This is a genomic window from Streptomyces sp. NPDC032161, assembly GCF_040636995.1.
Lineage (GTDB): Bacteria > Actinomycetota > Actinomycetes > Streptomycetales > Streptomycetaceae > Streptomyces.
In genome coordinates this window covers 160852-184256 of sequence record NZ_JBEZVN010000006.1, presented here as the reverse complement: position 1 = coordinate 184256, position 23405 = coordinate 160852, and the positions used below count along the sequence as shown (strand labels likewise).

Here is a 23405-nt window from a genome sequence, read left to right as displayed (position 1 = left end):
AGTAGGACCGGCAATCGCCCGCGCCCTCCGGAGCCGACGCCCTGGCCCGTGGGAAGTGGCTCCTTGCCCACGCCCGGCTGGCGACCATCCCGATCTCCACCCCCAGCCTCGGCCCTGACACACCCACCGAATGACTAATCGGGCAGAACAGACAAAGCCTCTGGCTGTGAGCATGCGTTCTCCCCTTCCTCGCAACCCACACACCGATGAAACAGCAGGCCAGAAGCCCTCCAGGCCCGCCCTCGCACGGTCAACCCGGTACGGAAGCCCCTCACCGGCACGGATCCGCTACGCTGTCCCTGGTCGGTCGTCGGTACGTCCCGCTGTCTGCCCAAGCAGAACCGCAGAAAGCACCGCACCCCGTCTGACCAGTGGGCTTGTACGCCTCGCCGGAAATCCACTCACCGGGTTTTCTCCAAGGTTTCCTACAAGCCCCTGCCTTCGTAGCTCAGGGGATAGAGCACCGCTCTCCTAAAGCGGGTGTCGCAGGTTCGAATCCTGCCGGGGGCACAGCACTGAACAGCCAGATCGGCAAGAAGGGCCAGGTCAGGACACATGTCCGACCTGGCCCTTCTCCGTGAACTCCCGCGCTACTCACGCTCTCGCGCGCGCTCCCACGCTATGAACGCATGACCTCGCTCCCCAAATTCTCCCCAAGCAGCCAGGAGAAACCCGCAGATGGGCGGGCTCGGCATACGACGACGGCCCCCCGCTGTAGCCGAGGGGCCGTCGTCAGTGTCGGACGCGGGTGCCGCCCTTACCGTCCGACACACATGTGGTGCAAGCCTCTATCGAAACACGTGTTCGAATAAGCCTGCAATCCCGATCGGAGCACGGCGTTCCACCTGCACCTGCGGAGCATCCGTGATCAACCGTTTTATGGTCAACGATAAAGACAAATGATCACGATCCGGAAACCGTGGGCAAGTGCACCACCAGCCCATGCCGCCCGAACGCGTCATCGCCAGGCGCCGGGCCATCGGCGACCAGATCCGCGCCGCCCGACTCCACGCGAACCTCACCCAAGAGCAAGTCGCCCTCCGGGTCGGCATGTCCCTCGCCCCGTACAACCGCATCGAACAGGGGCACTCAGCAGCCCGCATCGACACCCTGATCCGCATCGCTGACGCGATCGGTGTGCCGCTCGAGAACCTCGTCCGGGACGAGTAGGGGCCCCGGCCGGCCGACGGGGGCGGCCAGCCGGGGCAGATCAGGGACGCCATGCTGGCGCCAGCGACCGCAAGCGCACGGTCCGGTCCCTCACCCGTGCGAAGAACCCCCGCTCATCGGCGGCCAGCTCGGCCAGCAGGTTCTGGTGAAACCGCCAGGCGTCGATGCTGATCTCATACGAGCATCCGGCGCACCGGTACGCGTCGGCCTGCGACGGGTGCAGTCGTTCGGGACAGCGAGGGCAGTTCACTGGTCTCCCCGTATCCGGGCACGGAGTTGCCGCAGCTCCAGCACGTCCACCAGCCGCCGACGTTCTGACTCATCTGCTTTCCGCACCTGGGGCACTGCACGGCGCCTCCTCTCGGGGCAGGTCGGTGCGGTGGCAGGGGCAAGCGCACCGCCGGATCTCGATGGGCACCTCCCACTCCGGAGCCCCTGGCCGGCGGGTGACGCCCGGCCCCGGGCACTCCCCGTGCATACCGATGCGGCACGCGGGTGCGAGCCCCTCCCTGGCCGGTGCCGGCGCGGTCACGGCTTCTCGCCGTACGGGCGGAGGCCGCGCTGTTCCCGGCACGGGCGGCATGCGTACAGCTCCCGGCCCGGACCCGAGCTCTGCTCAACGACCTGGACCAGGACCGCACTGCCGGACGGGCCCTTGTGCCAGTGGCACCATCCGGTCGCTGTGCCGGCCGGGTCCGGTACCGGACGGCCGGTCACCGCTGCCCGCTCGCGCACCGGGCGCACCGGCACGGCAGGTGCACCGGCACCGGTGGAATACCCTTCGCCGGGCTGACTTTGGTCATCGGCCGGATGACTCGCGTCCGCCCGTACCGGTCGACCTCATACACCTTGAGCGTCATCACGGGTAAGCCCCCCGTCGCGGTCGGTGAGGAATCACCACGACGGTAGGGGCGCGGGCGCAGCGGCCGGCCTGAGTTTCTACGCGTTTCTACGCGAGCGCAGAGACAGCCTTGGCAATCAGGCGCAAAGCCCCAGGTCCGTGCACTGCCGCTGCGCTCATCTCCTCGTGCGCGGCCGCGTACTGGGCCACCTCGGACGGAGTGGTGATCGTGATCGCAGCCGTCAGGAGTTCGACCGCCACCTGCTCGGCATCGAAGATCGTGTACGTCTCCAGCGGCCACATAGCCCTGGACGCTGCTGGGATGATGCCGAGCGTCACCGAGGGCAGCCCTGCCACCTGAAGCAGGTACCCAAGCTGGTCGGCCATCACATCCGGCCCACCGATCTGGCGGTGCAGTACGGACTCTTCGATCAGGATCGGGAAGCGGCGCCCCGCACGGTGGATCACCTGCGACCGATCCATCCGTGCGTCGGCCGCTGCGGCCGAGTCGTCGGGCGTGCGGTTGAAGCGGGCGATCTCTGACAGCAGCGCGGCCGCGTACGCGCGGGTCTGAAGCATGCCCGGGATGACGCTGGAGCTGTACACCCGCATCACCTTGGTCCGGTCATACAGCGGCTTCCGAGCCTGCTGCACGCCGCGGAGCCCGGTGCGCTGGACGCGGCGCCACTCCATGTACATCTGCTGAGCCTGGCGGGACGCCGCGATCAGGTCAGCGGCCTCGTCCTCCGCGCCGCAGGCCCGGCACCATGCCCGGATATCGTCGTCGGACGGCTGTGACCGCCCGCTCTGGAGACGGGAAACCTTCGAGCCCTGCCACCCGAGGCGCTCCGCCAGTTGCTGCCCCGTCAGGCCCGCGTCGGCTCGGAGGTTGCGCAGACGACCCGCCACGCGGTCGCGCGCTTCCTGGACGCGGGCTGACGGAGAGGGAGCCATCAGTTGATCGTGAACTCCTGATGCGGGACGGCCCGCTCCCACACCGAACGGAACGCTTCTGCGGTCTGCCCGGCCATGTCCTGTCGGTCGTCGAGCTCGTCGTGGAGGTGGGTGCCGTCGCCAGTGAAGTGGTGCCACCGGATCAGCCGGCCGTCGAACAGCCAGAAGTCGTGGGCGGGCAGGAGCAGGCCGAGCGCCCGGGACCGGGGGAGCCACCGCACGTCTTCCCCGGCCGCGAGGTTGCGCGAGGTGCACGCGTGCTCGAACTGGATGTACTCCGTGGCGGGCAGGCTGACGACCCGGGCCCGCTGTACGGCGACGCCTCGGCTGACAGCTTCGGCCACGGCATCATGGAACGGGGCCCACCAGGCACTGCGGTCGTCGACGGGCGCGAGGTCGCCTGCGCGCCATGCCTTGAGGTCCTGGTCCTCCTCGTCGACCGCGTACACGTCCCGAGTCTCCAGGTGGACAGCCGAGGTGGTGCACTGCGCCAGAAGCTCAGCGAACGGCGGTACTGGCTGCGACATCAAGCGCCTCCCTCAGTGCCTCGGCCATGCGGACAGGCAGACGGACGACCGCCTCAGTCTCCGGGATCGGCCCGCTCTCCAGACACTTCGCTTCCAGCTCCAGGCCCGCCTTCCACCCCTGGACGACGAACTCCTGCGCAGCATCGTCGAACCAGATGGTCGGGCAGTGGTCGCCGTTCGTCTCCGGGTCCTTTGCGATGAAATGTAACGTCATGGTTGCCTCCGTCAGGCTGGTGATTGCGCAAGTTTCTACGCGGTCTCCGCCATCATGACGCGGTCGTGCCGTACGGGAGATGGAAACGAGCGAAGCCGCGCACGCCGCGCTGAAGCGCGCCGTCCGGCACCCGGACGAGGGCGACGACGGCTGGGCCCGGAGGCACGAAACCGCCCCCTCCCGCGCGAGTTGCGGAAGGGGGCGGGGTGGTTCATCGGTCGCGCCGCTCGATCGCCACGACAGCGATCGTGACGGCTGCAAGCGCCGCCCAGGCCGCCCATAGCCACCACCGGGCGCCGGCTGCGACGGTTGCCGCGATCACCGCGGTCAGGCTCGCAGTCGTCGCGACGGCCAGGGCCTTGGTCGGTGTGCCCATTTCCTCCTCCTTCCGTTGTCCCGAGTAGGGGTGGCGTGCGATTGTGGGGAGCGGGCCCGAAGTTGTCGCTAGCATCTTCGGGCCCTTCCTTCACTCCTTGCGGTGTCGGCCTCGGCGCTTGGGCTTCCGGATGGCCTTCACTGCTGCGATCGCTGCGATCGTGTTGACCACGAGGGTCGCGATCCCGACCGCCAGAGTGATATCCCCACTATTCATTTGTCACCCCCTTTCTTGCTGGGGTACCCCCATCTTATAGGGGGGCTTGAAATCCTGTCAAGCCCCCACTTGAAATCGGCGTGTGCCACGCCTACTCTGAGACCATGACCAGCCCATACACCCGCATCGAGCAGCACATCGCCACGGCCCGCTCCGCCGTCACCGCAGACCTCGCCACCATCACCGACCCCATAGACCGCGAGTACGCCGCGCGGCAGATCCTCGGCACCCTCCTGCCCGACTTCACCCAGGACGTCAAAGAGATCCGCAGCAGTGCCGTCCGCGACCTCAAGCAGGGACGCACGCTCGCAGAGGTCGGCGCCCTCCTCGGCGGGCTGTCAACCGCACGCGTTGACCAGATCATCAAGGCAGGCACAAAGAAGTAGCCCCCTGTCCGGCCAAAGCCAGGCAGGGGGCGGGGACTCTGCGAGGGCGAACCGGCTTCGGCGCGCCCCCAGAAGCGATACCGGAGGTCAGGGCTACTTGGCGGCCTGCCACAAGGCCATGGCGAGGCTGATCACGCCGACCAGGGCCGCAAGGGACGGGAGCGGCCAGCGGGCGCGCTCCAGCGCGTCGAGCCGGGTCTCGTGGTCGGCGAGCTGCCGGTCGGTCTGGTCTCCGCGCTGGACGAGCAGGGCGAGCGACCCGTCGACGCGGGCGAAGCCGGTCTCCATCGTGCCGCGCAGCTTCTCCAGCTCGACCGCCACCGACTCGGCCGGATCCTGCTGTGCCATCTACACCCCCCGGCCGAGCGACGCCGGGTCGGCGGTGGCCGGCAGCGTGGACGCGGTGCCCTTCCGGCCGAGCCGACCGGCCACCCAGCCCTTCGCCGAGGCGAGGACGAGCGCGGCCGGGGCCGCCCACCACACCGGCACGTCGGCGAGCTCCACCACGACCAGGCCGAGCGCGGCCTGAGCCCCAGTCCAGCCCGCGCGCTCGATCAGGTCGAGCAGCAGTTGCTTCGTCATCGGCGATCAGTCCTTCACGTCGAAGCCGTGCTTCGCCCCGAGTCGGGCGAGGCTGGTCTTGCCGGGTATGCCGTCGGCGTCCCGGCCGCTGTAGCCGCCGCCCGCCTTGGACCGCTGCCACGCGGCGTAGGCCGTCACCGTGGCGGAGCCGAAGTGTCCGTCCACGTACCGCCGGGCGAGCAGCCCTTCGGCCGCGAGCGCGTCCTCGACGACCCGGGCGCCCGCGTACGAGACCGGGGTGCCGGACTTCGCCGGGTCGCGGCGGGCCGCGGCGACGAGCAGCGAGAGGTCGACGACCGGCCGGCCCGGGGCCGGGGTCGGCTTCGCGGGGGCCGACGACGCGGTCTGCCCCGGGCTCCAACTCGCGGGGTGCTTCAGCCGCTCGGCAACATTGGCGCGCAGCTGGGCCATGCTGACCCCGCGGGGGTCGATCTTGTCCGAGCTCCATTCCAGGTGGCCGATGACGGACTTGGCCGACCAGCCGTGCGCCCGGCACAGGGCGGCCTGGACGCGGACGATCGCGTCGTACTGCGCCTTGGGCCAGGGGTCCTTGCCGTCGCCGAGGTTCTCGCACTCCCAGCCGTAGAACCGGGCGTTGCCGTCGGTCCCGTTGGCGTTGCCCTTGGTGGGCGGGGTCGGACGGCTGCCGTACGACTCGGCGATCACCTGGTCCAGGACCCGCGGATCGCCGCCCCCGGCGTGGTTCGCGCGGCCCCAGCCGACCATGTGAACCCGGCCGTCCTTCGCGATCATTCCGTGGCAGAGCGGGCCCGGTAGAGAGGCGTACCCGGTCCGGCACATGGCCACGGTGGATGCGGTGCCCTTGGTGACCGTGTGGTGCACGATCGACCCGTTGACGGGCCCCCACGCGCCCTTCGAACTTCGGTTGTGAGTTCGCCAGCTGCCGACCTCGACCACGGTCACGCCCTCGGCGCGGAGGGCGGTGAGGATGGCGGCGGCGGACAGGGGGGTGGCCATGAGATGCCTCCAGACATGACGAAGCCCCGGGCCAGTCCGACTCGGGGCGAAATGAATCAGGCGGCGGTGTACCGGCGCACAGTCATCTGCGCGTAACCGCTATCGACGGTGATCGTGTCTCCGGCCACCCAGGCGGTGCTGTGCGCGTCGACGCGCAGCACGACGACTATGCGGTGCCCGGTCGGCCAGTCCTCCGGGACGGTGTACACGGTGCTCGTGTGCAGCGGCATGTGATGGCGGGTCCGGTCGACGTTGTCGCCGTTGAGAGTGCTGATCCGCCGCCAGGTATCGCTGGACGACCCGCCCGGCGCGTCGACGTCGTACGCCCACAGGTGGTAGCCGATGCCGACGGTGTAGCCGGGCTTCCCGCGGCTGCGGCCGGTGTCGTTGGTGACGCGGGCACAGGCGTCCACGTCCAGGACGTCACCGGGGTTCACGGGCACGACAGTCCGCAGGACGGTACGCCACGTCTCCGAGGACAGGTCGACCGGCAGGGCGGTGGCCGCGCATTCGTCGGTCGCATGCAGCCCAACCAGTCGTAGGGCACCAATGTTCGTGATCATTCTCAGACCTCTCGGACGGTGAAAACGCAGGGCAGGGCGGTGCTCGCGGTGACCTCGACCGTGCCGGTGCCGGACCCGCGGGCGAGGTAAACGGTCCAGGTGGTGTTGCCGGCTCCGGGGGTGTCGATGCCTCGTCCGGTCAGGGTGTCGCCGGACCCGGCGAGCGCGGACCGGATGGAGCCGCCGCCGACCTGGGTGGCGGTCGGGGTGGTGCCGCGGCGGATTCTGAGCTCGATGCGGTCGCCCGTGTTCGAGGACCGGGCCAGGCACGATGCCTCCAGCTCGTAGCGGGCACCGGCGCGGGTGGGCAGCGTGATCGTTGCCCCGGTGGTGACCTCCGTGGTCGTGGAGGGGGACCCCGACGTGACGATGCTCGATGCGCTCTGGCCGCGCAGCGGGAACCACCCGGTTCCGTCGTAGTACTCGTGACGGCGCACGTCGGTCAGGTACGTGATCATGCCCGCGACGGGGGCGGCGAGCGGGGCGACAAGGGTCGCCGCACGGGTCGCGGCGGATGCGAACCGCATCGCGCTGCGCGACACGATGGCGTTGGCGATGTTCTTCGCGAGGGTTTCGGCGTCCGGCGGGTCGGTGAGCGTCGCAACGCTCACGCCTTGGCCGTAGTTGTCGGTGGTGGCCATGCGGCCCCCCCTCTAGGCGGTCTGGTAGGTGAGGGTCAGGCGCAGGATGTGACCGGACCCGAACGTGGCGGGGCGGCCTGCGACATGTTCGCGGCGGTCAGCCCGCCGGAGGCCGGGAACGTCGCGTTCATGACGGCCGAGTTGGGGCCGAGCAGGCACTGCCCGATGTAGGTGGACCCGGCGGTGAGCCGGGCCCCGCCGACGTATTCGACTACGTCGTCGGCCGACACGAACGGAACCCCGAAGGTGTACGCGCCGGAGCCCATGGCGGTGGTGCTGCCGGGCACCAGGCGCAGCGCAACGTGACAGGTACGGCCGGCCACCTGGTAGCGGCCGGTGAGCGTGCCGTTCCCGAGGGACGGGGCGGTGGTTGCCGCACCCCATGCCGGGGTGTACGCGGTCCAGCCGGGGTTGGCCGTGGTGGCGGTGCGGCCCGGCGTCGTCCAGGACCCGGCCGCCGAGACGTCGATGCGGATCAGGTCCCCTGGTGCTGGGTTGGTGTAGGACTCCAGACGGCGGGCCACGATTCCGTCCGTCGTGGTGACCGTGCCCGACGCGCTGACCGTGGCCACGGTCGCCATCCGCCAGTTCGCGCCGCGCACCGCCGGGGCGGCAGCCGCGGCCTCCAGGGTCCGGCGGCGCAGCGCCGCGGCCAAGTCCTGCGCAGACGCAGAAGCCATCAGTCCCCCTTTGCGCTGATGGTCGTGATGGGGAAATCACCGTCCGGGCCGAGCGGCACGGTGACGGCCTGCACCTGGTGCAGCTCGCGCAGCCCCGTCGGGTGGACGACCCGCAGAACGTCCCCGGGCTCCAGGGCCGGATTCGGCAGGCTGCTGAAGTCGCCCTTCGCGTTGGGGGCGCGGGCGGCGGCCAGACGCAGTTCGGCCGCGGCCTGGCACGCGCCTGTCGTGGTGAGGGTGCTGGACTCGTAGAAGTCCGGCCGGCGCCCGTACGGTCCGCCCCACCGCGTCGGGCTGAGCGGGTCGGTGTCGACAGCCAGATAGGACACCGGCGGCGCACCGTCCTGCGCGTTCTCACCCCGCGCGAGGACCCCGTTGTAGACGTCGGCGGACGACATGCTGCGCGTGCCCGTGATGTAGACGCCGCCCTCGCCCGCGGCCACCGTCCACGCCGGGGGTGTCGTCAGCAGATTGGGCAGAGGCGCGACGACGAACACGCCGGAGGCGTTGGTGTATGCCTCTGCCCCGGCGACGGCGGCAATCTCCTGCACCGCCGCCCACGGGTCGGACCCGGTGTCCCAGGTGCGGGACCCGATGGGCGGGTTCGAGGACAGGACCAGGACGTCCGCGGTCGGCAACGAGCGGTGGATGAGCTCGGTGATCGCCGACGACACGGTGCCCGTCGCCCGGTACGGGGCGGTGAACTTGTCGTCGGCGATGACGCATTCCAGGCTTTTCCCGGTCAGGGTGACGGGCCCGAGGGTGGGGTCGCCCCCGGCCTCGTCCAGGCGGAACACCCCGAGCGGCACCAGTTCGCTGGTGCAGACGCTGTTGGCCGCCAACCGGCAACTCGGCGGCATCGGCAACAACCTCAACCAGCTCACCTGGCACCTCAACAGGGACGGCGCCTGGCCCCACCCCGACACCGTCCAACGGCTCCTTGACCGCGTCGAGGCGTCCATCGCCGAGGTGGACACTGCCGTCGCCCAGATCACCGAGTGGCGGTGAGCCAGTGATCCCGAAGATCATCCTCGGCAAGGGGCCCCACGCCACACGCCGAACGATCGGCTACCTCTTCGGCAAGGGCCAGGCCAACGAGCACATCGACCCGCACCTGGTGGCCTCCTGGAACGACTTCGCCCCCGACCCCGGACGCAGCCCCCACCGTGACCCCAACGAGGTAGAAGCGCAGCTCGCCGCACAGCTCGACCAGCCCGTGAAGATGCTCGGCGACAAGGCCCCCAAGCACACCGTCTGGCACTGCCCCGTCCGCGCCGCACCCGAAGACCCGATCCTCACCGACGCCCAGTGGGCCGACATCGCCCGCCGGATCGTGGCCGCCGCTGGCATCGCCCCCGAAGGCGACGACGAAGCCTGCCGCTGGGTGGCCGTCCGCCACGCCGACGACCACATCCACATCGCCGCCACCCTCGTACGCCAGGACGGCCGCCGCCCCCGGCGCGATTACGACCAGCGCGCCGTGCAGCGTGAAGCCCGCCAGATCGAGGTCGACTACGGGCTGAGGCGGTTGAGGCCGGGGGACGGCACCTCCGCCAAGCGCCCCACGAGTAAGGAGCACTTCAAGGCCAAGCGCCTGGGCCAGGACGCGACCTCCCGCGAGATCCTGCGTCTGCGGGTCCGCCGTGCCGTCGCCGCTGCGGCGGACGAAACCGAGTTCTTCACCGTGCTGGAGGCCACGGGCGTGACCGTTCGACTGAAGCGCGGTCCTTCCGGCGACGCGCTCGGCTGCAACTTCGCCCTGCCCGGCGACACCAACGACAAGGGGGAGCCGGTCTTCTACTCCGGCTCCACCCTCGCCCCCGACCTCTCCCTCCCCAAGATCCGCCGACGCCTCGCCACCACCAGCCCCGAACCGGTCAGCGTCCGGCCGGGCAACCCTTGGCACCAGGCCACCGCCGCCTCCGAACGCATCCCCCACCACCTCACCCACGGCGACGACCCCACGGGGCAGGGACAGCTGGTCGCGCTCGGCGCAGCACTGGACCTCCTGCCCGTCACTGGACCGGCCGCGCTCAAGGCTCAACTCGAACAGGCAGCCGCTGTCTTCGAGCGCGCCACCCGCTCCCGCATCACCGCAGACCTCGACAGCACCCGCGTCCTGCGCCGTAGCGTCCAGGCGATCTGGAAGGACCCCACACAGCACGGGGACGGTGCCGGGGGGCGATGCTGCTGGACGTCGCGCTCACCGCGGTCGCCTACGCGATCCACTGGCACCGCATCCGCCAGCACGCCCAGCAGGAGGCAGCAGCGGAACAAGCCCTCGTCCATCTGCAGGCCGCGTACGCACAGGTCGCCGAGCCGGTCCTAGTCGGCCTCGCCAGACGGGCACCCAGCCCGCAGGCCAAACGCCGCTTCGCTCACCACCTCCAGCAGGCGGTACCGGAACATGCCGGGCGCACCCTGGCCGACCCCGCCTGGGATGCACTCACCACCGTGCTCGCCGAGGCCAAAGCAGCAGGACACAACCCGGCCACCGTCCTCAACCAGGCGCTTAGCCAGCGCACCCTGGACGACGCCCACAGCCCCGCCCGCGCACTCACCTGGCGCATCCGCCGCCTCGGCGAACGACACGCACCCGGCCCATTGGCTGCTGCAGCCAGGGCTCGTAGCGTCACACCACGCCCGGCCGCTCCCGTCCAACCAGCGGCAGCCGCTCCGGCGCCGGAGCCGCCACCAGCACGGCGGCGCTGATCACGGCCGCACGGACACCTTGGGAATGAGCAGCTCCAGCGCCTCCTCCCAGCGGTACCGGTCCTCGCCGCCACCGGCCTTCGGCCGATGCGGCTCGTACGAGCCGATCAGGACGCCCATCTCGCGCAGTCGCTCCAGGCTCTGCCGGTATGCGGGATGGGCGGCCTGCGCCGAGTTCACGTACGGCAGGACGGCGGTGGGGATGCCCATGCCGTACGCCTCGCACAGGATGCCCAGTGCCAGGGTGTCGGAGATCCCTGCCGCCCACTTGTTGACCGTGTTGAAGGTGGCCGGCGCCACCGCGATGGCGTCCGCGGGCGGCAACGGACGAGGATCGCCGGGTGAGCGCCAGGCCGATCGGATCGGGTAGCCAGTCTGGGCTTCGACCGCCTCCGTGTCGATGAACCCCAAGCCCTGCGGAGTGGCCACCACGCCCACGTCCCAGTGCGCCTCCTGAGCAGCCGTGATCAGCTTGCCGACGCTGTCGGCGACCCCGGCCGCGCACACCACGACGTACAAGAACGGCTTCTTGGCCTGCTGGTCGGGCTGGTCGCTCACGCGGGGACTCCCAGTTGACGGCTGAAGTGGTGCAGTGCGGGCAGCGTACGGCGGCGGTCGCGGGCGGCCATGTCGGCGACCAGTTCCCGGACAGCTGGGCGGCGGATGTCCTGGGCCGCGCAGCTCTCGGCGATGCGCAGCGCCTGGTAGCCGTCGGCGAGGCGGCCCTGCTGGTTGTAGGCGCGGGCGGCCTCGACCCACAGGGCGGCGCGGCGTTCGGGGACGGGGATGTGCCGGCGCATGAGGGGGCGGGCGATTTTCAGGGCGATGCCTGCGTCGCCGAAGGAGACGGCCGCACTGACTTGGTGGAGGGCGACGTTGGTGGGGCTGAAGTTCGCCCAGGCGTCGGGCCGGTCGAAGGTGACGTAGCGCGCGACTTCCCGGGCCTCGGTGAGGAAGTCCTCGGTGGTGTCGCGGTCACCGTTCCTGCTGGCGGCGGTCGCCCCGCGGAGCAGCAGCAGGCCGACCGCTGCCAGGTAGCGTGGCGAGCGCTGGTCGTAGGAGCCGGTGAGCTGGTCGGCGGTGTGGCGGATGATGTTCACGGCCTGTGCGGTGTGCTTCTCGCGGACGAGGACGTGGGCGTGAACGCGGACACTGGCGGCGAGGGCGACGGGGTCTCCGGACCTTTCGGCCTCGGCCATGGCGCGACCGGCCGCGAGCCAGGCGTTGCCTTGGTCGGCTCGCTTCAGCAGCAGGCTCACTGACGTCTGGTAGGCGGTCGCGAGCAGTGCGGACGCGTCGGCCGAGCCGGATGTTCCGCCAGCAGCATGGCGCAGGTCGGCGATCAGACCCGGCAGGGTCCGCTCCAGCTCGGTGTAGTCGCACGTGCAGAACAGTCGGCGTGCGGTCCGTGTCCGGTCGCGTAGCTCGTTGATACCCAGGGCTTGGCCGGTGGCCGCAGGAGTCGTACCGGGCAGCAGGACCTGAACCAGGTCGTGGTGGAGTGCGGTCGGCGACGGCGGAGCCGCGAGTGCTGCGACGCCGGCGGCGAGGAAGGTACGGCGGTGCATGTCCTCTGTCTCAGGGTCCGAGGGGCTGGCATTCGAAGCGCCGGCGAGGCCAAGGCTGCGCGGCGGGATGTCCAGCACCTGCGCAACCTCGCGCAGCATGCGGACGTCCTGTGTCCCCCGGCCGCTCTCCAGGCGGCTCACCTTCGACTGGTGATATCCCAGTGCGGCGGCGACGTCCTTCTGGGAGCACCGCTGTAACACGCGTGCCTGACGGATCACTTCACCGATCCGTCTCGCTTCACTCTGTTCCTCGGCCATCTGTGCCACGGCTCCTCCTGCCGTCGCCGATCCTGCCTGCTCAACCGAGCGTAGCCGAGAGGCAATTGGCCGTGATGCAGCTCCTGCATAGGTGATGCAGCCACTGCACACGGCCTGGTTCCGCTTGCCCCTGCCGCGGTTGCGTGGAGGAGTAGCACCGATCCAGGAGGCCGCTCATGGAAGTGCACCACGTCCGCTTTCCCGTTTCCGGCACGCCCGCTGCCGCTGCGTCCGCGCGGCAGCGGCTCGCGGGCGCGATACGAGCGTGGGGCGCCTTCCTGGAGCCCGCGCTCTTGGAGACGGCGGAGCTGGTGGCGGCAGAACTGATCACGAACGCGGTACGGCATGCGGGAAAGGGACCCATCTCAGCCGGTGCCCGCCTGAGCGACGCGCGCCTGCTGATCGAGGTGACCGACACCAGTCCCGACGTCCCGCAGGTCGGTCTGCCCGGCGCGGACGAGGAGGGTGGACGCGGACTGTTCCTCGTCGCCGCGCTCGCGGATCGCCACGGGTTCGAGCCGATGCCGGCAGGCAAGCGCTGCTGGGCCGAGTTCGAGGTCAGCGATCCGGTCCAGACCTCACGACACCTTCCTTTGCAGAGGAGTTGACTGTTGACAGCCGTACGGATTCCCCCAGTCGCCGCCGAAGTCGTCGCCGTCCGGCCGGGCAGCCCGCTGGCCGGTTCCGTGACGGTCGACGGGTCCAAGAACGCCGCCCTTCCGCTGCTGGCCGCCGCCGCTGCGCTGAACCGCGCGGTGCAGCTGGCCAACGTTCCGGCGAACACGGACGTCGAGACCATGCTCACCCTGCTTCAGCAGACCGGCTGGCACACGGCCCGCCCCGTCAGCGATCCCGACACCGTGATGATCCTGCCGAGCGGCACATCCCAGCCGGGACCTGCCGCCGAGACCGCCGCCTGCATCCGGGCCTCGTACTACCTCGTACCCGCGCTGCTTGGCGCCTACGGGCGGGCCCGGCTTCCCTGGCCGGGCGGCTGCCGGATCGGGCAGCGCGGGATGGAGCAGCACTTCAAGGTCTACGAGCGCTTCGGCGACCGCACGACCGTCGACGACCACGGCTACGTCGTGGAGGCAGCAGCGTCCCGGACCGCCGAAACAGTTTCGATCACGCTGCCCTTCCGCTCCCGGGGCGCGAGCATCGCCGCTCTCCTGCGTGCGGCCGTAGCCGGACGGCCGCTGCGCCTTGGCCGACCGAATCTGTCACCAGAAGTGCTCAGCGTCGTCGGCGCGTTGCGGACGGCCGGGTGGGAGTGCCGCGTCAGCGAGTCCGTCCTGACACTCGTCCCACGCCCGTCCGCCCCCGTGGAGACCATCACCTGGCGCGTACCCGGCGACAAGATCGAGGCCGGCACCCTGGCCTGTGCGGTCGCGGTGACCGGCGGTGACGCACGCATCTGCGGTGTGAGCGGCGATGACGTGACTCCTCTCGTCACCGCCCTGCGACAGCTCGGCGTGCCCGTCGGCACCGAGGGCGGTGTGCTCACCGTGCGGGCCCAGGACGCCCGCCCCACCGGCAAGCCGCTGCGAGCCGTCGCCTCCCTCGCGCCCGGCGGTCTGGACGCCGACTTCGAACCACCGCTGATGGCGTTGGCTCTCACCCGCCCCGGCACCCATCTGTTCGCCGACACCATCAACCCCGGCCGCCACGGCAACCTGCTGCCCCAACTCGCCCGCCTGGGCGCCCAGATCGACGAGCACTCGCCCACCGAGTGCCACTTCACCGGCCCGCAGCAGCTGACCGGCGCTGGCGTGGAGACCACCGACATCCGCACAGGCTCCGCGCTGCTCATCGCCGGCCTCACCGCCCGCGGTGTCACCACCCTCGGCGGGCTCGAACAGCTCCGGCGCGGCCATGCCGACCTGCCCACCAAGCTGCACGCCCTCGGCACCGACATCTGCGAGGTCACCCCATGAGCCGACAGCTCCGGCGGATCATTGCCACCACCGACGTGCACTCCGCCTTCGACTCGGCCGCCCCGATGCTCGCCCACCTCCACGCCGCCAAAGCCGACAGCGTGATCGTGGACTGCGGCGACTTCTTCGAGGGCAGCGGCTTCTACCGCTTCGGCCAGGGCAGCATCGAGCACAAGATCCTCACCGGCCTATACGACCTGCTCGCACCCGGAAACCACGGCTGGCCGCACTACTTCGAACCGGGGCTGCACGAGATGACCGTGTGCGCCAACGTGACCGACGACAACGGCAACGGCAACCCCTTCTTCGACCGCGTACGCATCAAACGCATCGGCGGCCGTCGAGTCGCCGTCACCGCGGTGATCGGACCGCAAGCGTTCAACGCGATCCCTGCCGACCAGCGCGCAGGCCACCATGTCACCGATCCGGCCCAGGCCCTGCGCGAGGTGATGCTGGAGCACCACCACCGCGCCGCCGCCTGGGTGGTGTTGTCCCACTCCGGCTTTGACGAGGACCTGAAGCTCGCCGCCGCGTGCCCGTTCGCGGATGTCATCTTCTCCGGCCACTGCCACAGCGACACCTACGGCCCTGCGCCCGTCGGCGCCACACTCGTCGTCAAGGGCCTCGAACTCGGCCGCGGATATGCCACCGCCGAGCCCGTCAGCGGCGGCTGGGCCGCCCGCGCGTGCGCCTTCCCGGACTCGGCCGCGGTTCCCGAGGACCTCGCCGTGCTGCACGCCAGGATCGCCTTCGTCGCACGGACACTGGCGAGCCCGATCGGCACCGTGAACGAGCGTTATCGCAACACCACGTTGGACCGACGCCACCTGCTGACAGAGATCGCCGGCCGTCTGCACTCCGGTCTCGGCGCGGACGCGGTCATCCTCAACGAGACCGCCCTGCGCCCCACTCCGCTCGGCGACATCCTGACCCTCGGCGACCTGCTGACCATCGAGCCCTTCGACAACCAGCTCGTCCACGCCTTCCTCCCCGACGAACACGCCCAGGACCGAGACAAGCTGCTCGACCACCTCACCGAATGCGTCGGCACCTTGGTCATCACCCCCACGCCCCTGCCGTCGGCGATACGCACCGTGCTGACCACCGACTACCTCGCCGACAGCCACCTCGGCGGACGTACGCATCAGGCAGGACTGCGGCTGGGGCAGGCCGTACGCCGCGTCCTGGCCACGCCGGCCTTCCCCTCCACTGCCGACTCCACCGAACGAGGCGAGCAATGATCCTCACCGGGCACGAGATCACCGCCGCAGCACACGACGGCCGTCTGACCATCACCCCCTTCGAGCCGGACCAGGTCAACCCCAACAGCTACAACGTCCGCCTCGGCCCCACCCTGCTGACCTACACCGCCCCTGTGATCGACGCCCACCGCCCCAACCCCACCCGCGAGGTCGAGATCGGCCAGGGCGGATACGTACTCCAGCCTGGCGAGCTCTATCTCGGCCACACCCTCGAACAGGTCGGCTCCAACGCCTTCGTGCCACTGCTGTTCGGCCGCTCCTCCGTCGGCCGACTCGGACTGTTCGTCGAGATCACCGCACCCATCGGAGACATCGGCTTCCACGGCCAGTGGACGCTCATGCTCTCCCCGATCCGCCCCTTACGGGTCTACGCCGGCATGAAGATCGGGCAGATCATGTTCTTCGTCTCCACCGGCGCCATCGACCTCTACCGCGGCAAATACCAGGCCGCCCACGGACCGCAGCCATCGCGGTACTGGCAGGACGTAGCGGGAATCGAGGCGGTCGCGTCGTGATCCTCACCGGCTCCGAGATCGACGCCGCAATCCAGACCGGCGAGATCACCATCGACCCCTATGACCCCGCCCGGCTCTCCCCGAACTCCTACGACTGGCGGCTCGGCGGCACGATCCGTGTCTGCGCCGGCGCCTTGGACGCTGCCGTCCCCACCGCGTTCACCGAGCAGACCATCCCCACCACCGGATTGGTACTGGAGCCCGGGCTGCTCTACCTCGGTGTCACACACGAACAGACGGGCTCGGAGACGTACGCGCAGATACTCAACGGCGACCGCACCATCGGCGCCCTCGGCATCTGGGTGCACGTCTCCGCCCCACTCGGCCACCAGGGCCACGCCATCCGCTGGACCCTGGAGATCCGCGCCGCCAAACCAGTGCGGATCTATCCGGGCATGACCTTCGGCAAGCTCGTCTTCCTCACTGCCTACGGCACCCCGGCCAGCTATCAACAGCAGCCCGCCAAGTACGCGACGACAGACGGCATCGACATCTCCCGACTCTACGAAGAGCTTCCCGGAGGACTCCTGTGAGCCCCGCTCCGGCCATGGGGCCGCTGGCCGCCACTTTCCTGGACCTGCCCGCCGGAAGCCCCGGCGGCAGCGTCGAACTCTTCCTCGACCTCTACACCGGCGACCGCCCCCTCATCCCCGCACGCGCTTTCATGCTGGGCCCGTCGGGTCCCAAACCTCGCGTCCCCACCGGGCTCGACCTGCTGTCCGTGGCCGGGAAATGCCTTGAGGGCCCCGCCTTCGGCCGCTACGTCGCAGCCCTGCGCAAGGCTCTCGCGCTCGCGATTGACCCAGCCCAGATCGACGTACTGCACCTGCAGCACCTCACCTTCGGCGCCACTCCCGCCCTGATCCGGGCGCTCCCCCTGCATCCCCGCATCGCCCTGGTCCACGGCACGGACCTGATCTTCGCCGAGGCCCACCGCGACCAACTGCAGGTGCTGCGCGAAGCCGCAAGAGCGGCCGACGCGATCGTCGTACCCACAGGGGCAACGGCCGACCGACTCCTCAAGCTCGCCCCACAAGTCGACCGCCGGAAGATCACCCCCATACCCTGGGGCATCCCCGACCACCTGCTCACCGATCCGCCGCCCCGGCCCGCCCGCACCCCCTCCAGCCACCTGCGCCTGCTCTACGCCGGACGGCTGACCGCCGAGAAGGGCGTCGAGGCCCTGATCAAGAGCCTGGCTCCAATACCGGGCGTCGAACTGAGCATGGCCGCGCCCAGAGCCCAATTCCATGCCTTGGCCCCGTTGTTGCAACGGGCCGGCGTGAGAGCCCGCTACCTCGGCTGGCTCCGCCGTCCACAGCTGTGGAAAGCCTTCACCGAGCACGACGTACTCGTCATGTCGTCCACCACCCTGGAGGCCATGGGCCTGGTTGCGCTGGAGGCCCAAGCCTGCGGGCTGCCCGTCCTCTACCAGCCCGTGCCCGGCCTCAATGAAGTACTCGCCGCCTCCGGCTCAGCCACCGACTTCACCCACTCGGCCGCCCTCGCCCGGGACCTCGATCGGCTACGAACCGCACCTGGCCTCCTGCCCACCCTACGAGAGGCGGGCTACGCGAACGCCGCCCGCTACCCGCTCTCAGCGACCGCCCAGGCACTGACCGACCTCAGTCACCAGCTCGCCTGAACCGAGCAAACACCCCTGCCGACGACGGACCGGCGGCCAGAACGCCGGTGCGGGGCCAATGTCCGACACACCGTTGCACCGCCAGTCCTGCCCGCTCCGCCTCACTACGCTGACCCGGCGGGACGCCCACGGCGAAGAGGGAGACCATGACGTACGGCACCGACTGCATCAACAGCATCGAGCAGCTCCTGAACGAAGGCGTCCGCGACAAGGTCTACCCCGGTGCCGTGTGGGCCGTCGGCGACGCCGCCGGGACCTCGGCCCACGGCGCCACAGGCGTCCTCGACCCAGACGAGCCGGACACGCCAATGCGGCGCGAGACCGTCTTCGACGCCGCCAGCCTCACCAAGGTCCTCGCCGTCTGGTCCTCAATCGGCGCCCTGTGGGAGGAAGGCAAGCTCGACCTCGACGTCCCCCTGGGCGACTTCTGGCCCGAAGTCGCCGACCACCCGCTCGGGGCCGTGACCGCCCGCCACTTGCTGACCCACACCGCTGGCGTCCCCCTGCGAGCCCAGCTGAAGAACCTCTACGGCACCGACCCACAGGACGTACGCGACGGTGTCCTCCACGAAACCCTGCACCGCCCGCCCGGCGAGGCGGTCGAGTACACCGACCGGGCCGCCCTCATCCTCGGCTACCTCGCCGAACACCTCTCCGGCCAGCGCCTCGACCGGCTCGCCACGGAACGCATCTGGCAGCCACTGAACATGGCCTCCACCCGCTTCGGGCCGCTGCCCGCCGAGATCACCGCCCGCTGCGCGCCGACCGAACTCGACCAGGACAGCGACACCCACCTCAAGGGCGTCGCCCACGACTTCTCCGCCCGGCTCCTGGGCGGAGTGTGCGGGATCGCCGGCGCCTTCACCGTCCTCGACGACCTCGCCCTCTTCCTGCGCCACATGCTGGACACCTCAACCAGCCCGGGACGAGCCGGATTCGGCCCCGCCTGGACCAGACAGTCACTGACCGTCCAGACCGGCACCCTCGAACCCGTGCGCGGCCTGTTCTGGCACCCCGCCCCTGGCACCCACCCCGATGACGACATCTGGGTCCACTACGGCTTCACCGGCACCGGCATGTGGATCTCCCCGCAGCAGGGGCGGTGGGCAGTACTGCTCACCAACAAGCTCTACTACACCCGCGACCGCCAGCCCCTGACCGACAGCCGCAACGCCTTCCGCACTCTCGCCTTCGCCTGAAGCCACTCCCACACGCTGGAATCTGGCCCCGCTACGGTTCCGGCCGGATCGTGGAAAGGGCGCGTACGGTACGCCGATCACTGACCACCAGCTAACCGCCCAAGGTGGTGCTCGAGTTCGACGAGCGGCTGCACGGCGTCTATCTGTAGGAGGACAAACATGCGGGTGGGGATCACCGGTCACCGCGGATTGAGCGCAGAGGTTGAGGAGGGCGTGCGGACGCTCCTGGCCGATGCGGTGAGCGGGTACGACGCGGCGGAACTGGTGGGCGTCTCGTGCATCGCGGACGGCCCCGACGCATGGCTCGCCGAGGCCGTGCTGTCCGGCGGCGGACGCCTTGAGGTCGTCGTCCCGGCCACCGAGTACCGCGACAGCCTGCCGGAGTGGCACCACTCCACCTACGACGCGCTGAAGTCCCGAGCAAGCGACGTGCACGAGACCGGCGCGACCGCATCCGACTCCGAAGCGCACATGACCGGCTCTGAGATCCTCGTCGGGCTCGCTGACGAGGTGGTCGCCGTATGGGACGGGAAGCCGGCATGAGGGTACGGCGGCACTGCGGACGTCGTGGCCTACGCCGAGCGGAACGGCGTGCCCGTCCGGGTGCTGTGGCCGGAGGGCGCCTCACGCTGGCGGGCACCCAGTACGGCTCCGTTGTCCACGTCGATCGCCAATTCTCTTCGCAGCGATTCGGTGGACACCGGGGCCGCGGCTGGATCAGACCCCACCCGCGCCGTCCCTAGCTGGTCCACCACCCCCACAAAAGGCTCGCCAGCGTCCGCAGCGCGGCACCGACAATCCACCGCACAACGAGCGCGGCGACCCGCCGCCGCAGCCTCCGCGTTCGCCACACGTACCGCACCTTACGACAGAGAATGCGCACTTTCTGCCCCATCCGTGGACTTGACCAACCAAGCGATCGGCCACACGGAACTCGACCTGTTCGGATCAGGGTTCGGCGAGAAGTAACTCCCGCCGAACTACAGGCATGTGGTGGTCAGACAGACAAGGAATAGGGTTCGTAGAAGGTTCGGAACGAACGGGGGAACGGCATGGTGGACGTCCCGGCGGCAGCCTCACGCCTGGCCGAGGAGCTGGGGGCAATTCGGCAGGCATCCGGGCTTACGTTCGGTCAGATCATCCAGCAGGCCAAGCGGCAGTCTCCTCCCATCACCTTGACCAAGAGCACTCTCAGCGCGTGGTTCAACGCTCAGAGTGTTCCGCGGGCCGGGGCGCCTTTCGCCTTCCTGACCGAACTCCTCGATAGCCGCGCTGGTTCGAAGCCCGGGCCACAGTCCCGTGCTCGGTGGGAGAACCTACGCCGAGCGGCCGAGCAAAGCAGGACCACAGCCCGCCGCGACACAGTGGCGTCCGGGCCCCGCACGCAGAAGCCGCTTGGCGTTAGGCCCCGCAGCGCAAAGCCGTTGCGCATAGGTCTGGTCCCTGAACCATCCGATGTGCTCGTCGAGCGGGAACATCGCGATGCCCTGGCACGCGCTCTGGGTCACTCCGAGGACAGTGACATCGGGGACGCAGCAAGCGCAGTCGTGAAGGGGCGCGTGATCACAGGAGCCGGAGGCGTCGGCAAAACCAGCCTGGCCGCCGACTACTGCCGCCGTACCGCTGACGTGGCGGGCGGCGGAGTGGACATGCTGATGTGGGTGACGGCGAACAACACGCCTGCCGTGACCGGTGCCTACGCTCAGGCAGCCCGCGATCTTGAGCTGGTGCCCGGCGGTAAGGACACCACGCATGCCGCTGAGCAATTCCTCAACTGGCTCCGTGTCACCGAACTCAGCTGGCTCATCGTCCTCGACGACGTGCACTCCCCCGGTGCACTTGAGGGATTGTGGGTGCCTCGACGCACCGCTGGCCGTGGGAGGGTTATCGTCACCACGCGAAGCCGCGAAAGAGATTTCGTCACGGCAAGTGGACACCCTTTCCTTTCGGTTGGCGTCTTCACGGTCGAGGAATCCCTCACCCACCTGCGCAACACGCTGCAACGGTCCGTGCCCGATGCCGACACGGATCTGGCGGGGCTCGCCGATGACCTCGGTCATCTTCCCTTGGCGCTGTCACGGGCCGGCGCATACCTCGACTACAACGCCTCGTGCAGCATCGCCCGTTACCGAAGCCTGCTGGCGGACCGTCGGCTTACCCTTGAACGACTGATACCTGCCGTGCGCGGCAGTGCTACGGCAAGCTCAGTGGCAGCGCTGTGGGACATCTCCGTCGACCAGGCCGACCAGCACACCGACGCGCTGGCTCGCCCCATGCTGGAACTGGCCGCCGTCCTCGACGGGACAACCGGCATTCCCGCCCCGCTGTTCACCAGCCGCGCCGCCCGCGCTTGGCTGACCGAGCGCAGCAGCACAGACCGACCCGTCGACGAGCTCGCGGCCGAGCACACCTTGGCAACGCTGGACCGACTCCATCTCATCGATCACACCCCGGGCGAGCGCTGTGACGACGCATGGCTGGTCCGCGTGCACCAGCTCATCCAGCGTGCCGTGCGCGAGCAGCGACCTCCTGGTTCGTCGCCCGACGTCCGAATACAGCGTAGGTATACCGTCCTACCGGCGGCTGCCCACGCCCTGCTTGACATCTGGCCCGACGCCGAGCACGACCAGGACCACGCACTGCGGCTGCGGGCCAGCGCCCGCTCGCTGGCCACTCACGACCAGGACGGCGAGAGCCACCCCTTGTGGCAGGACGACACCGCGTACACCCTCCTCTTCCGACTGGGCACCAGCACGGGCGAATCCGGCGACATTTCCTGGGCACGCGACCATTTCGACGCGCTGCGCTCCCTCGCGCACCGGCACCTCGGAGCCGACCACCAGCACACCCTTGTCGCCCGAAGCGAGCTGTCCCGCTGGCAAAGCCAAACCGGAGATCACGCCGGAGCAATCCAGACCCTTGAAAGTCTTGAGACGGACCACATCCGGTTGTTCGGCCACGAGGACCCCGAAACGCTCGTGACTCGTCACAACCTGGCAATCGAGCGAGGTGCGGCGGGCGACATTAGCGGCGCCATCACGGCACTCAAGGAGATTCTCGCTGTCCGGCAGCGCAACGGAGCGAGCCGCGGGGCGATCCTCGCGACTCTCCACAACCTTTGTTACTGGAAGGGCGTCGCGGGTGACGCAGTAGAGGCTGCTGCCGCCTACCGCAAGCTGATCCCCCTCATGGAAGAGGAGTTCGGTCCCGATGCCGATGGCACCCTGACCGCCCGCCACAATCTGGCCCGCTGGCTGGGCGAAGCAGGCAACGCTGCCGAGGCCGTCAGCTTGCTCGAAGCGCTACTACCCGACCAGACACGAGTGCTCGGGCCCCGGCACCTGCGCGCCCTGACCACCAGGCAAAGCCTTGCCCGTTGGCAGGGAGCAGCGGGCGAGACGGATAGGGCCATCGACGGGTATCGGGCGCTGATCCCCGACATGGGTGAGATCCTGGGCCCAGACCATCCCGAGCTGCTCGCCGCGCGCCACAACCTCGCCCGTTTGCAGGCAAGAACCGATCCGGCCACCGCATCTGAGAACCTCGCCGCCGTCATCGCCGACAGAACCCGAGTCCTCGGCCCTCACCACCCCGACACACTCAACTCCCGGCACAGCCGCGCCCTGTGCCTGGGCTGGGCAGGAGAGACCCAGAAGGCTGTACAAGCAATGGAGGACGTCCTCCGTGATCAGCAGCGCCTCCTCGTGCCAGAAGGCGCAGACATTCTCAGCACCCGCTTCAGCCTCGCCGTCATGCGTGGCTTTGCAGGAGCACCCCAGGCAGCCGTCGCCGCACTGCAAGAGCTCCTCCCCGACCAGGAACGCGTCTTGGGCCCTGGCCACCTCCAAACCCTGACGACCTTCGACAACCTAGGCCACTGGCAGGGCAAAACGGGCGACGCGCAGACGGCAAGCGACACCTACCAGGCCCTGCTGACCCACATCGAACGCCACCTTGGCACTGATCACACCGCCACACTGCCGGTACTGGACAAGCTCGCCATGTGGCGCGGACGCGCTGGCCACCCCAGGGAAGCAGTCGGCATTCTCACTCGGCTGCTCACAGACACACGACGCCTCGTAGACCCTGCTCATCCCATCATCACCACCATCAGCAACAACATCGCCCGCTGGCTGAATCAGGCCGACATTGAGGAACGCCACCGAAGCTGAGACCAAAACCAC

The 23405-nt window shown here is 69.5% G+C and carries 26 protein-coding genes, 1 tRNA gene and 2 pseudogenes; 14 read left to right on the top strand and 15 right to left on the bottom strand.

Annotated elements, in window-relative coordinates:
* The first annotated feature begins 437 nt into the window (after positions 1 to 437).
* Together AB0E67_RS16880 and AB0E67_RS16875 are read left to right on the top strand one after the other, a co-directional pair.
* Positions 438 to 510: transfer RNA gene (locus tag AB0E67_RS16880), tRNA-Arg, on the top strand.
* Between the two features lie 417 nt (positions 511 to 927).
* Positions 928 to 1170, top strand: a complete 243-nt coding sequence (locus tag AB0E67_RS16875; protein ID WP_362026897.1) for a helix-turn-helix transcriptional regulator — start codon at positions 928 to 930, stop codon at positions 1168 to 1170.
* A 173-nt stretch (positions 1171 to 1343) separates the two neighbouring features.
* Here AB0E67_RS16875 and AB0E67_RS16870 read toward each other — a convergent pair whose 3' ends face one another.
* The 6 genes from AB0E67_RS16870 to AB0E67_RS16845 all read right to left on the bottom strand — a co-directional run bounded on the left by AB0E67_RS16870 (position 1344) and on the right by AB0E67_RS16845 (position 4298).
* Positions 1344 to 1493, bottom strand: coding sequence for a hypothetical protein (locus AB0E67_RS16870; protein WP_362026895.1), 150 nt, complete (start codon positions 1491 to 1493; stop codon positions 1344 to 1346).
* Positions 1494 to 2119: 626 nt separating this feature from the next.
* Entirely contained in the window at positions 2120 to 2965 is an 846-nt protein-coding gene (locus tag AB0E67_RS16865; protein ID WP_362026892.1) for a helix-turn-helix transcriptional regulator, read from the bottom strand.
* Complete coding sequence (locus tag AB0E67_RS16860) at positions 2965 to 3492, bottom strand: DUF6879 family protein (RefSeq protein WP_362026889.1); 528 nt, start codon at positions 3490 to 3492, stop codon at positions 2965 to 2967. Before AB0E67_RS16860 ends, AB0E67_RS16865 begins: the two co-directional genes overlap by 1 nt.
* Positions 3464 to 3706, bottom strand: coding sequence for a hypothetical protein (locus tag AB0E67_RS16855; RefSeq protein ID WP_362026886.1), 243 nt, complete (start codon positions 3704 to 3706; stop codon positions 3464 to 3466). Before AB0E67_RS16855 ends, AB0E67_RS16860 begins: the two co-directional genes overlap by 29 nt.
* A 211-nt stretch (positions 3707 to 3917) precedes the next feature.
* Positions 3918 to 4082 carry a hypothetical protein gene (locus AB0E67_RS16850; RefSeq protein WP_362026884.1) on the bottom strand — a complete coding sequence of 55 codons (165 nt, stop codon included), beginning with the start codon at positions 4080 to 4082 and terminating at the stop codon, positions 3918 to 3920.
* 90 nt (positions 4083 to 4172) lie between these two features.
* The gene (locus AB0E67_RS16845) at positions 4173 to 4298 is read right to left on the bottom strand and encodes a hypothetical protein (RefSeq protein WP_362026881.1); all 126 of its coding nucleotides are present in this window, start codon (positions 4296 to 4298) and stop codon (positions 4173 to 4175) included.
* 104 nt (positions 4299 to 4402) lie between these two features.
* On the opposite strand from AB0E67_RS16845, the gene AB0E67_RS16840 reads away from it, so the two are divergent.
* On the top strand, positions 4403 to 4684 hold the full coding sequence (locus AB0E67_RS16840; RefSeq protein WP_362026879.1) for a hypothetical protein: 282 nt from the start codon (positions 4403 to 4405) through the stop codon (positions 4682 to 4684).
* 93 nt (positions 4685 to 4777) lie between these two features.
* Here AB0E67_RS16840 and AB0E67_RS16835 read toward each other — a convergent pair whose 3' ends face one another.
* Genes AB0E67_RS16835 through AB0E67_RS16805 form a run of 7 tightly spaced genes read right to left on the bottom strand, consistent with a single transcriptional unit; the run spans position 4778 to position 8970 of the window.
* Complete coding sequence (locus AB0E67_RS16835) at positions 4778 to 5032, bottom strand: hypothetical protein (protein ID WP_362026876.1); 255 nt, start codon at positions 5030 to 5032, stop codon at positions 4778 to 4780.
* A complete protein-coding gene (locus AB0E67_RS16830; RefSeq protein WP_362026873.1) occupies positions 5033 to 5266 on the bottom strand; it encodes a hypothetical protein in 234 nt (77 codons plus the stop codon).
* Between the two features lie 6 nt (positions 5267 to 5272).
* Positions 5273 to 6244 (bottom strand): N-acetylmuramoyl-L-alanine amidase, encoded by a 972-nt coding sequence (locus AB0E67_RS16825; RefSeq protein WP_362026870.1) that lies wholly within the window; start codon positions 6242 to 6244, stop codon positions 5273 to 5275.
* 56 nt (positions 6245 to 6300) lie between these two features.
* Positions 6301 to 6807, bottom strand: a complete 507-nt coding sequence (locus AB0E67_RS16820; RefSeq protein ID WP_362026867.1) for a hypothetical protein — start codon at positions 6805 to 6807, stop codon at positions 6301 to 6303.
* Positions 6808 to 6809: 2 nt separating this feature from the next.
* Positions 6810 to 7448 carry a hypothetical protein gene (locus tag AB0E67_RS16815; protein ID WP_362026864.1) on the bottom strand — a complete coding sequence of 213 codons (639 nt, stop codon included), beginning with the start codon at positions 7446 to 7448 and terminating at the stop codon, positions 6810 to 6812.
* Between the two features lie 35 nt (positions 7449 to 7483).
* Positions 7484 to 8128, bottom strand: coding sequence for a hypothetical protein (locus AB0E67_RS16810; protein ID WP_362026861.1), 645 nt, complete (start codon positions 8126 to 8128; stop codon positions 7484 to 7486).
* A complete protein-coding gene (locus AB0E67_RS16805) occupies positions 8128 to 8970 on the bottom strand; it encodes a DUF5047 domain-containing protein (RefSeq protein ID WP_362026858.1) in 843 nt (280 codons plus the stop codon). Before AB0E67_RS16805 ends, AB0E67_RS16810 begins: the two co-directional genes overlap by 1 nt.
* On the opposite strand from AB0E67_RS16805, the gene mobC reads away from it, so the two are divergent.
* Positions 8948 to 9136, top strand: a complete 189-nt coding sequence (gene mobC / locus AB0E67_RS16800; protein WP_362026855.1) for a plasmid mobilization relaxosome protein MobC — start codon at positions 8948 to 8950, stop codon at positions 9134 to 9136. The two genes, AB0E67_RS16805 and mobC, sit on opposite strands and share 23 nt — an antisense overlap.
* Positions 9137 to 9140: 4 nt before the next feature.
* Positions 9141 to 10840: pseudogene (locus tag AB0E67_RS16795) on the top strand (relaxase/mobilization nuclease domain-containing protein).
* Here the strand turns inward: AB0E67_RS16795 and AB0E67_RS16790 are convergent.
* Both AB0E67_RS16790 and AB0E67_RS16785 read right to left on the bottom strand, forming a co-directional pair.
* A complete protein-coding gene (locus AB0E67_RS16790) occupies positions 10841 to 11398 on the bottom strand; it encodes a flavoprotein (RefSeq protein ID WP_362026852.1) in 558 nt (185 codons plus the stop codon).
* Positions 11395 to 12666 carry a helix-turn-helix domain-containing protein gene (locus AB0E67_RS16785; protein ID WP_362027083.1) on the bottom strand — a complete coding sequence of 424 codons (1272 nt, stop codon included), beginning with the start codon at positions 12664 to 12666 and terminating at the stop codon, positions 11395 to 11397. The genes AB0E67_RS16790 and AB0E67_RS16785 overlap by 4 nt, the downstream gene beginning before the upstream one ends.
* Before the next feature lie 176 nt (positions 12667 to 12842).
* On the opposite strand from AB0E67_RS16785, the gene AB0E67_RS16780 reads away from it, so the two are divergent.
* The 9 genes and pseudogenes from AB0E67_RS16780 to AB0E67_RS16740 all read left to right on the top strand — a co-directional run bounded on the left by AB0E67_RS16780 (position 12843) and on the right by AB0E67_RS16740 (position 23393).
* Positions 12843 to 13274 (top strand): ATP-binding protein, encoded by a 432-nt coding sequence (locus AB0E67_RS16780; RefSeq protein WP_362026849.1) that lies wholly within the window; start codon positions 12843 to 12845, stop codon positions 13272 to 13274.
* 3 nt (positions 13275 to 13277) lie between these two features.
* On the top strand, positions 13278 to 14600 hold the full coding sequence (locus AB0E67_RS16775; RefSeq protein ID WP_362026846.1) for a UDP-N-acetylglucosamine 1-carboxyvinyltransferase: 1323 nt from the start codon (positions 13278 to 13280) through the stop codon (positions 14598 to 14600).
* Positions 14597 to 15841 (top strand): metallophosphoesterase, encoded by a 1245-nt coding sequence (locus tag AB0E67_RS16770; RefSeq protein ID WP_362026843.1) that lies wholly within the window; start codon positions 14597 to 14599, stop codon positions 15839 to 15841. The genes AB0E67_RS16775 and AB0E67_RS16770 overlap by 4 nt, the downstream gene beginning before the upstream one ends.
* Positions 15838 to 16377 carry a dCTP deaminase gene (gene dcd, locus AB0E67_RS16765; protein ID WP_362026840.1) on the top strand — a complete coding sequence of 180 codons (540 nt, stop codon included), beginning with the start codon at positions 15838 to 15840 and terminating at the stop codon, positions 16375 to 16377. The genes AB0E67_RS16770 and dcd overlap by 4 nt, the downstream gene beginning before the upstream one ends.
* Entirely contained in the window at positions 16374 to 16910 is a 537-nt protein-coding gene (locus AB0E67_RS16760) for a deoxycytidine triphosphate deaminase (RefSeq protein WP_362026837.1), read from the top strand. The genes dcd and AB0E67_RS16760 overlap by 4 nt, the downstream gene beginning before the upstream one ends.
* Positions 16911 to 16924: 14 nt before the next feature.
* Positions 16925 to 18022 carry a glycosyltransferase family 4 protein gene (locus AB0E67_RS16755; RefSeq protein ID WP_362027081.1) on the top strand — a complete coding sequence of 366 codons (1098 nt, stop codon included), beginning with the start codon at positions 16925 to 16927 and terminating at the stop codon, positions 18020 to 18022.
* A 146-nt stretch (positions 18023 to 18168) separates the two neighbouring features.
* Complete coding sequence (locus AB0E67_RS16750; RefSeq protein WP_362026834.1) at positions 18169 to 19221, top strand: serine hydrolase domain-containing protein; 1053 nt, start codon at positions 18169 to 18171, stop codon at positions 19219 to 19221.
* Positions 19222 to 19380: 159 nt separating this feature from the next.
* Positions 19381 to 19851 (top strand): annotated as a pseudogene (locus tag AB0E67_RS16745) (hypothetical protein); the annotation flags it as partial.
* 929 nt (positions 19852 to 20780) lie between these two features.
* Entirely contained in the window at positions 20781 to 23393 is a 2613-nt protein-coding gene (locus AB0E67_RS16740; RefSeq protein WP_362026831.1) for a tetratricopeptide repeat protein, read from the top strand.
* Positions 23394 to 23405 lie beyond the last annotated feature (12 nt).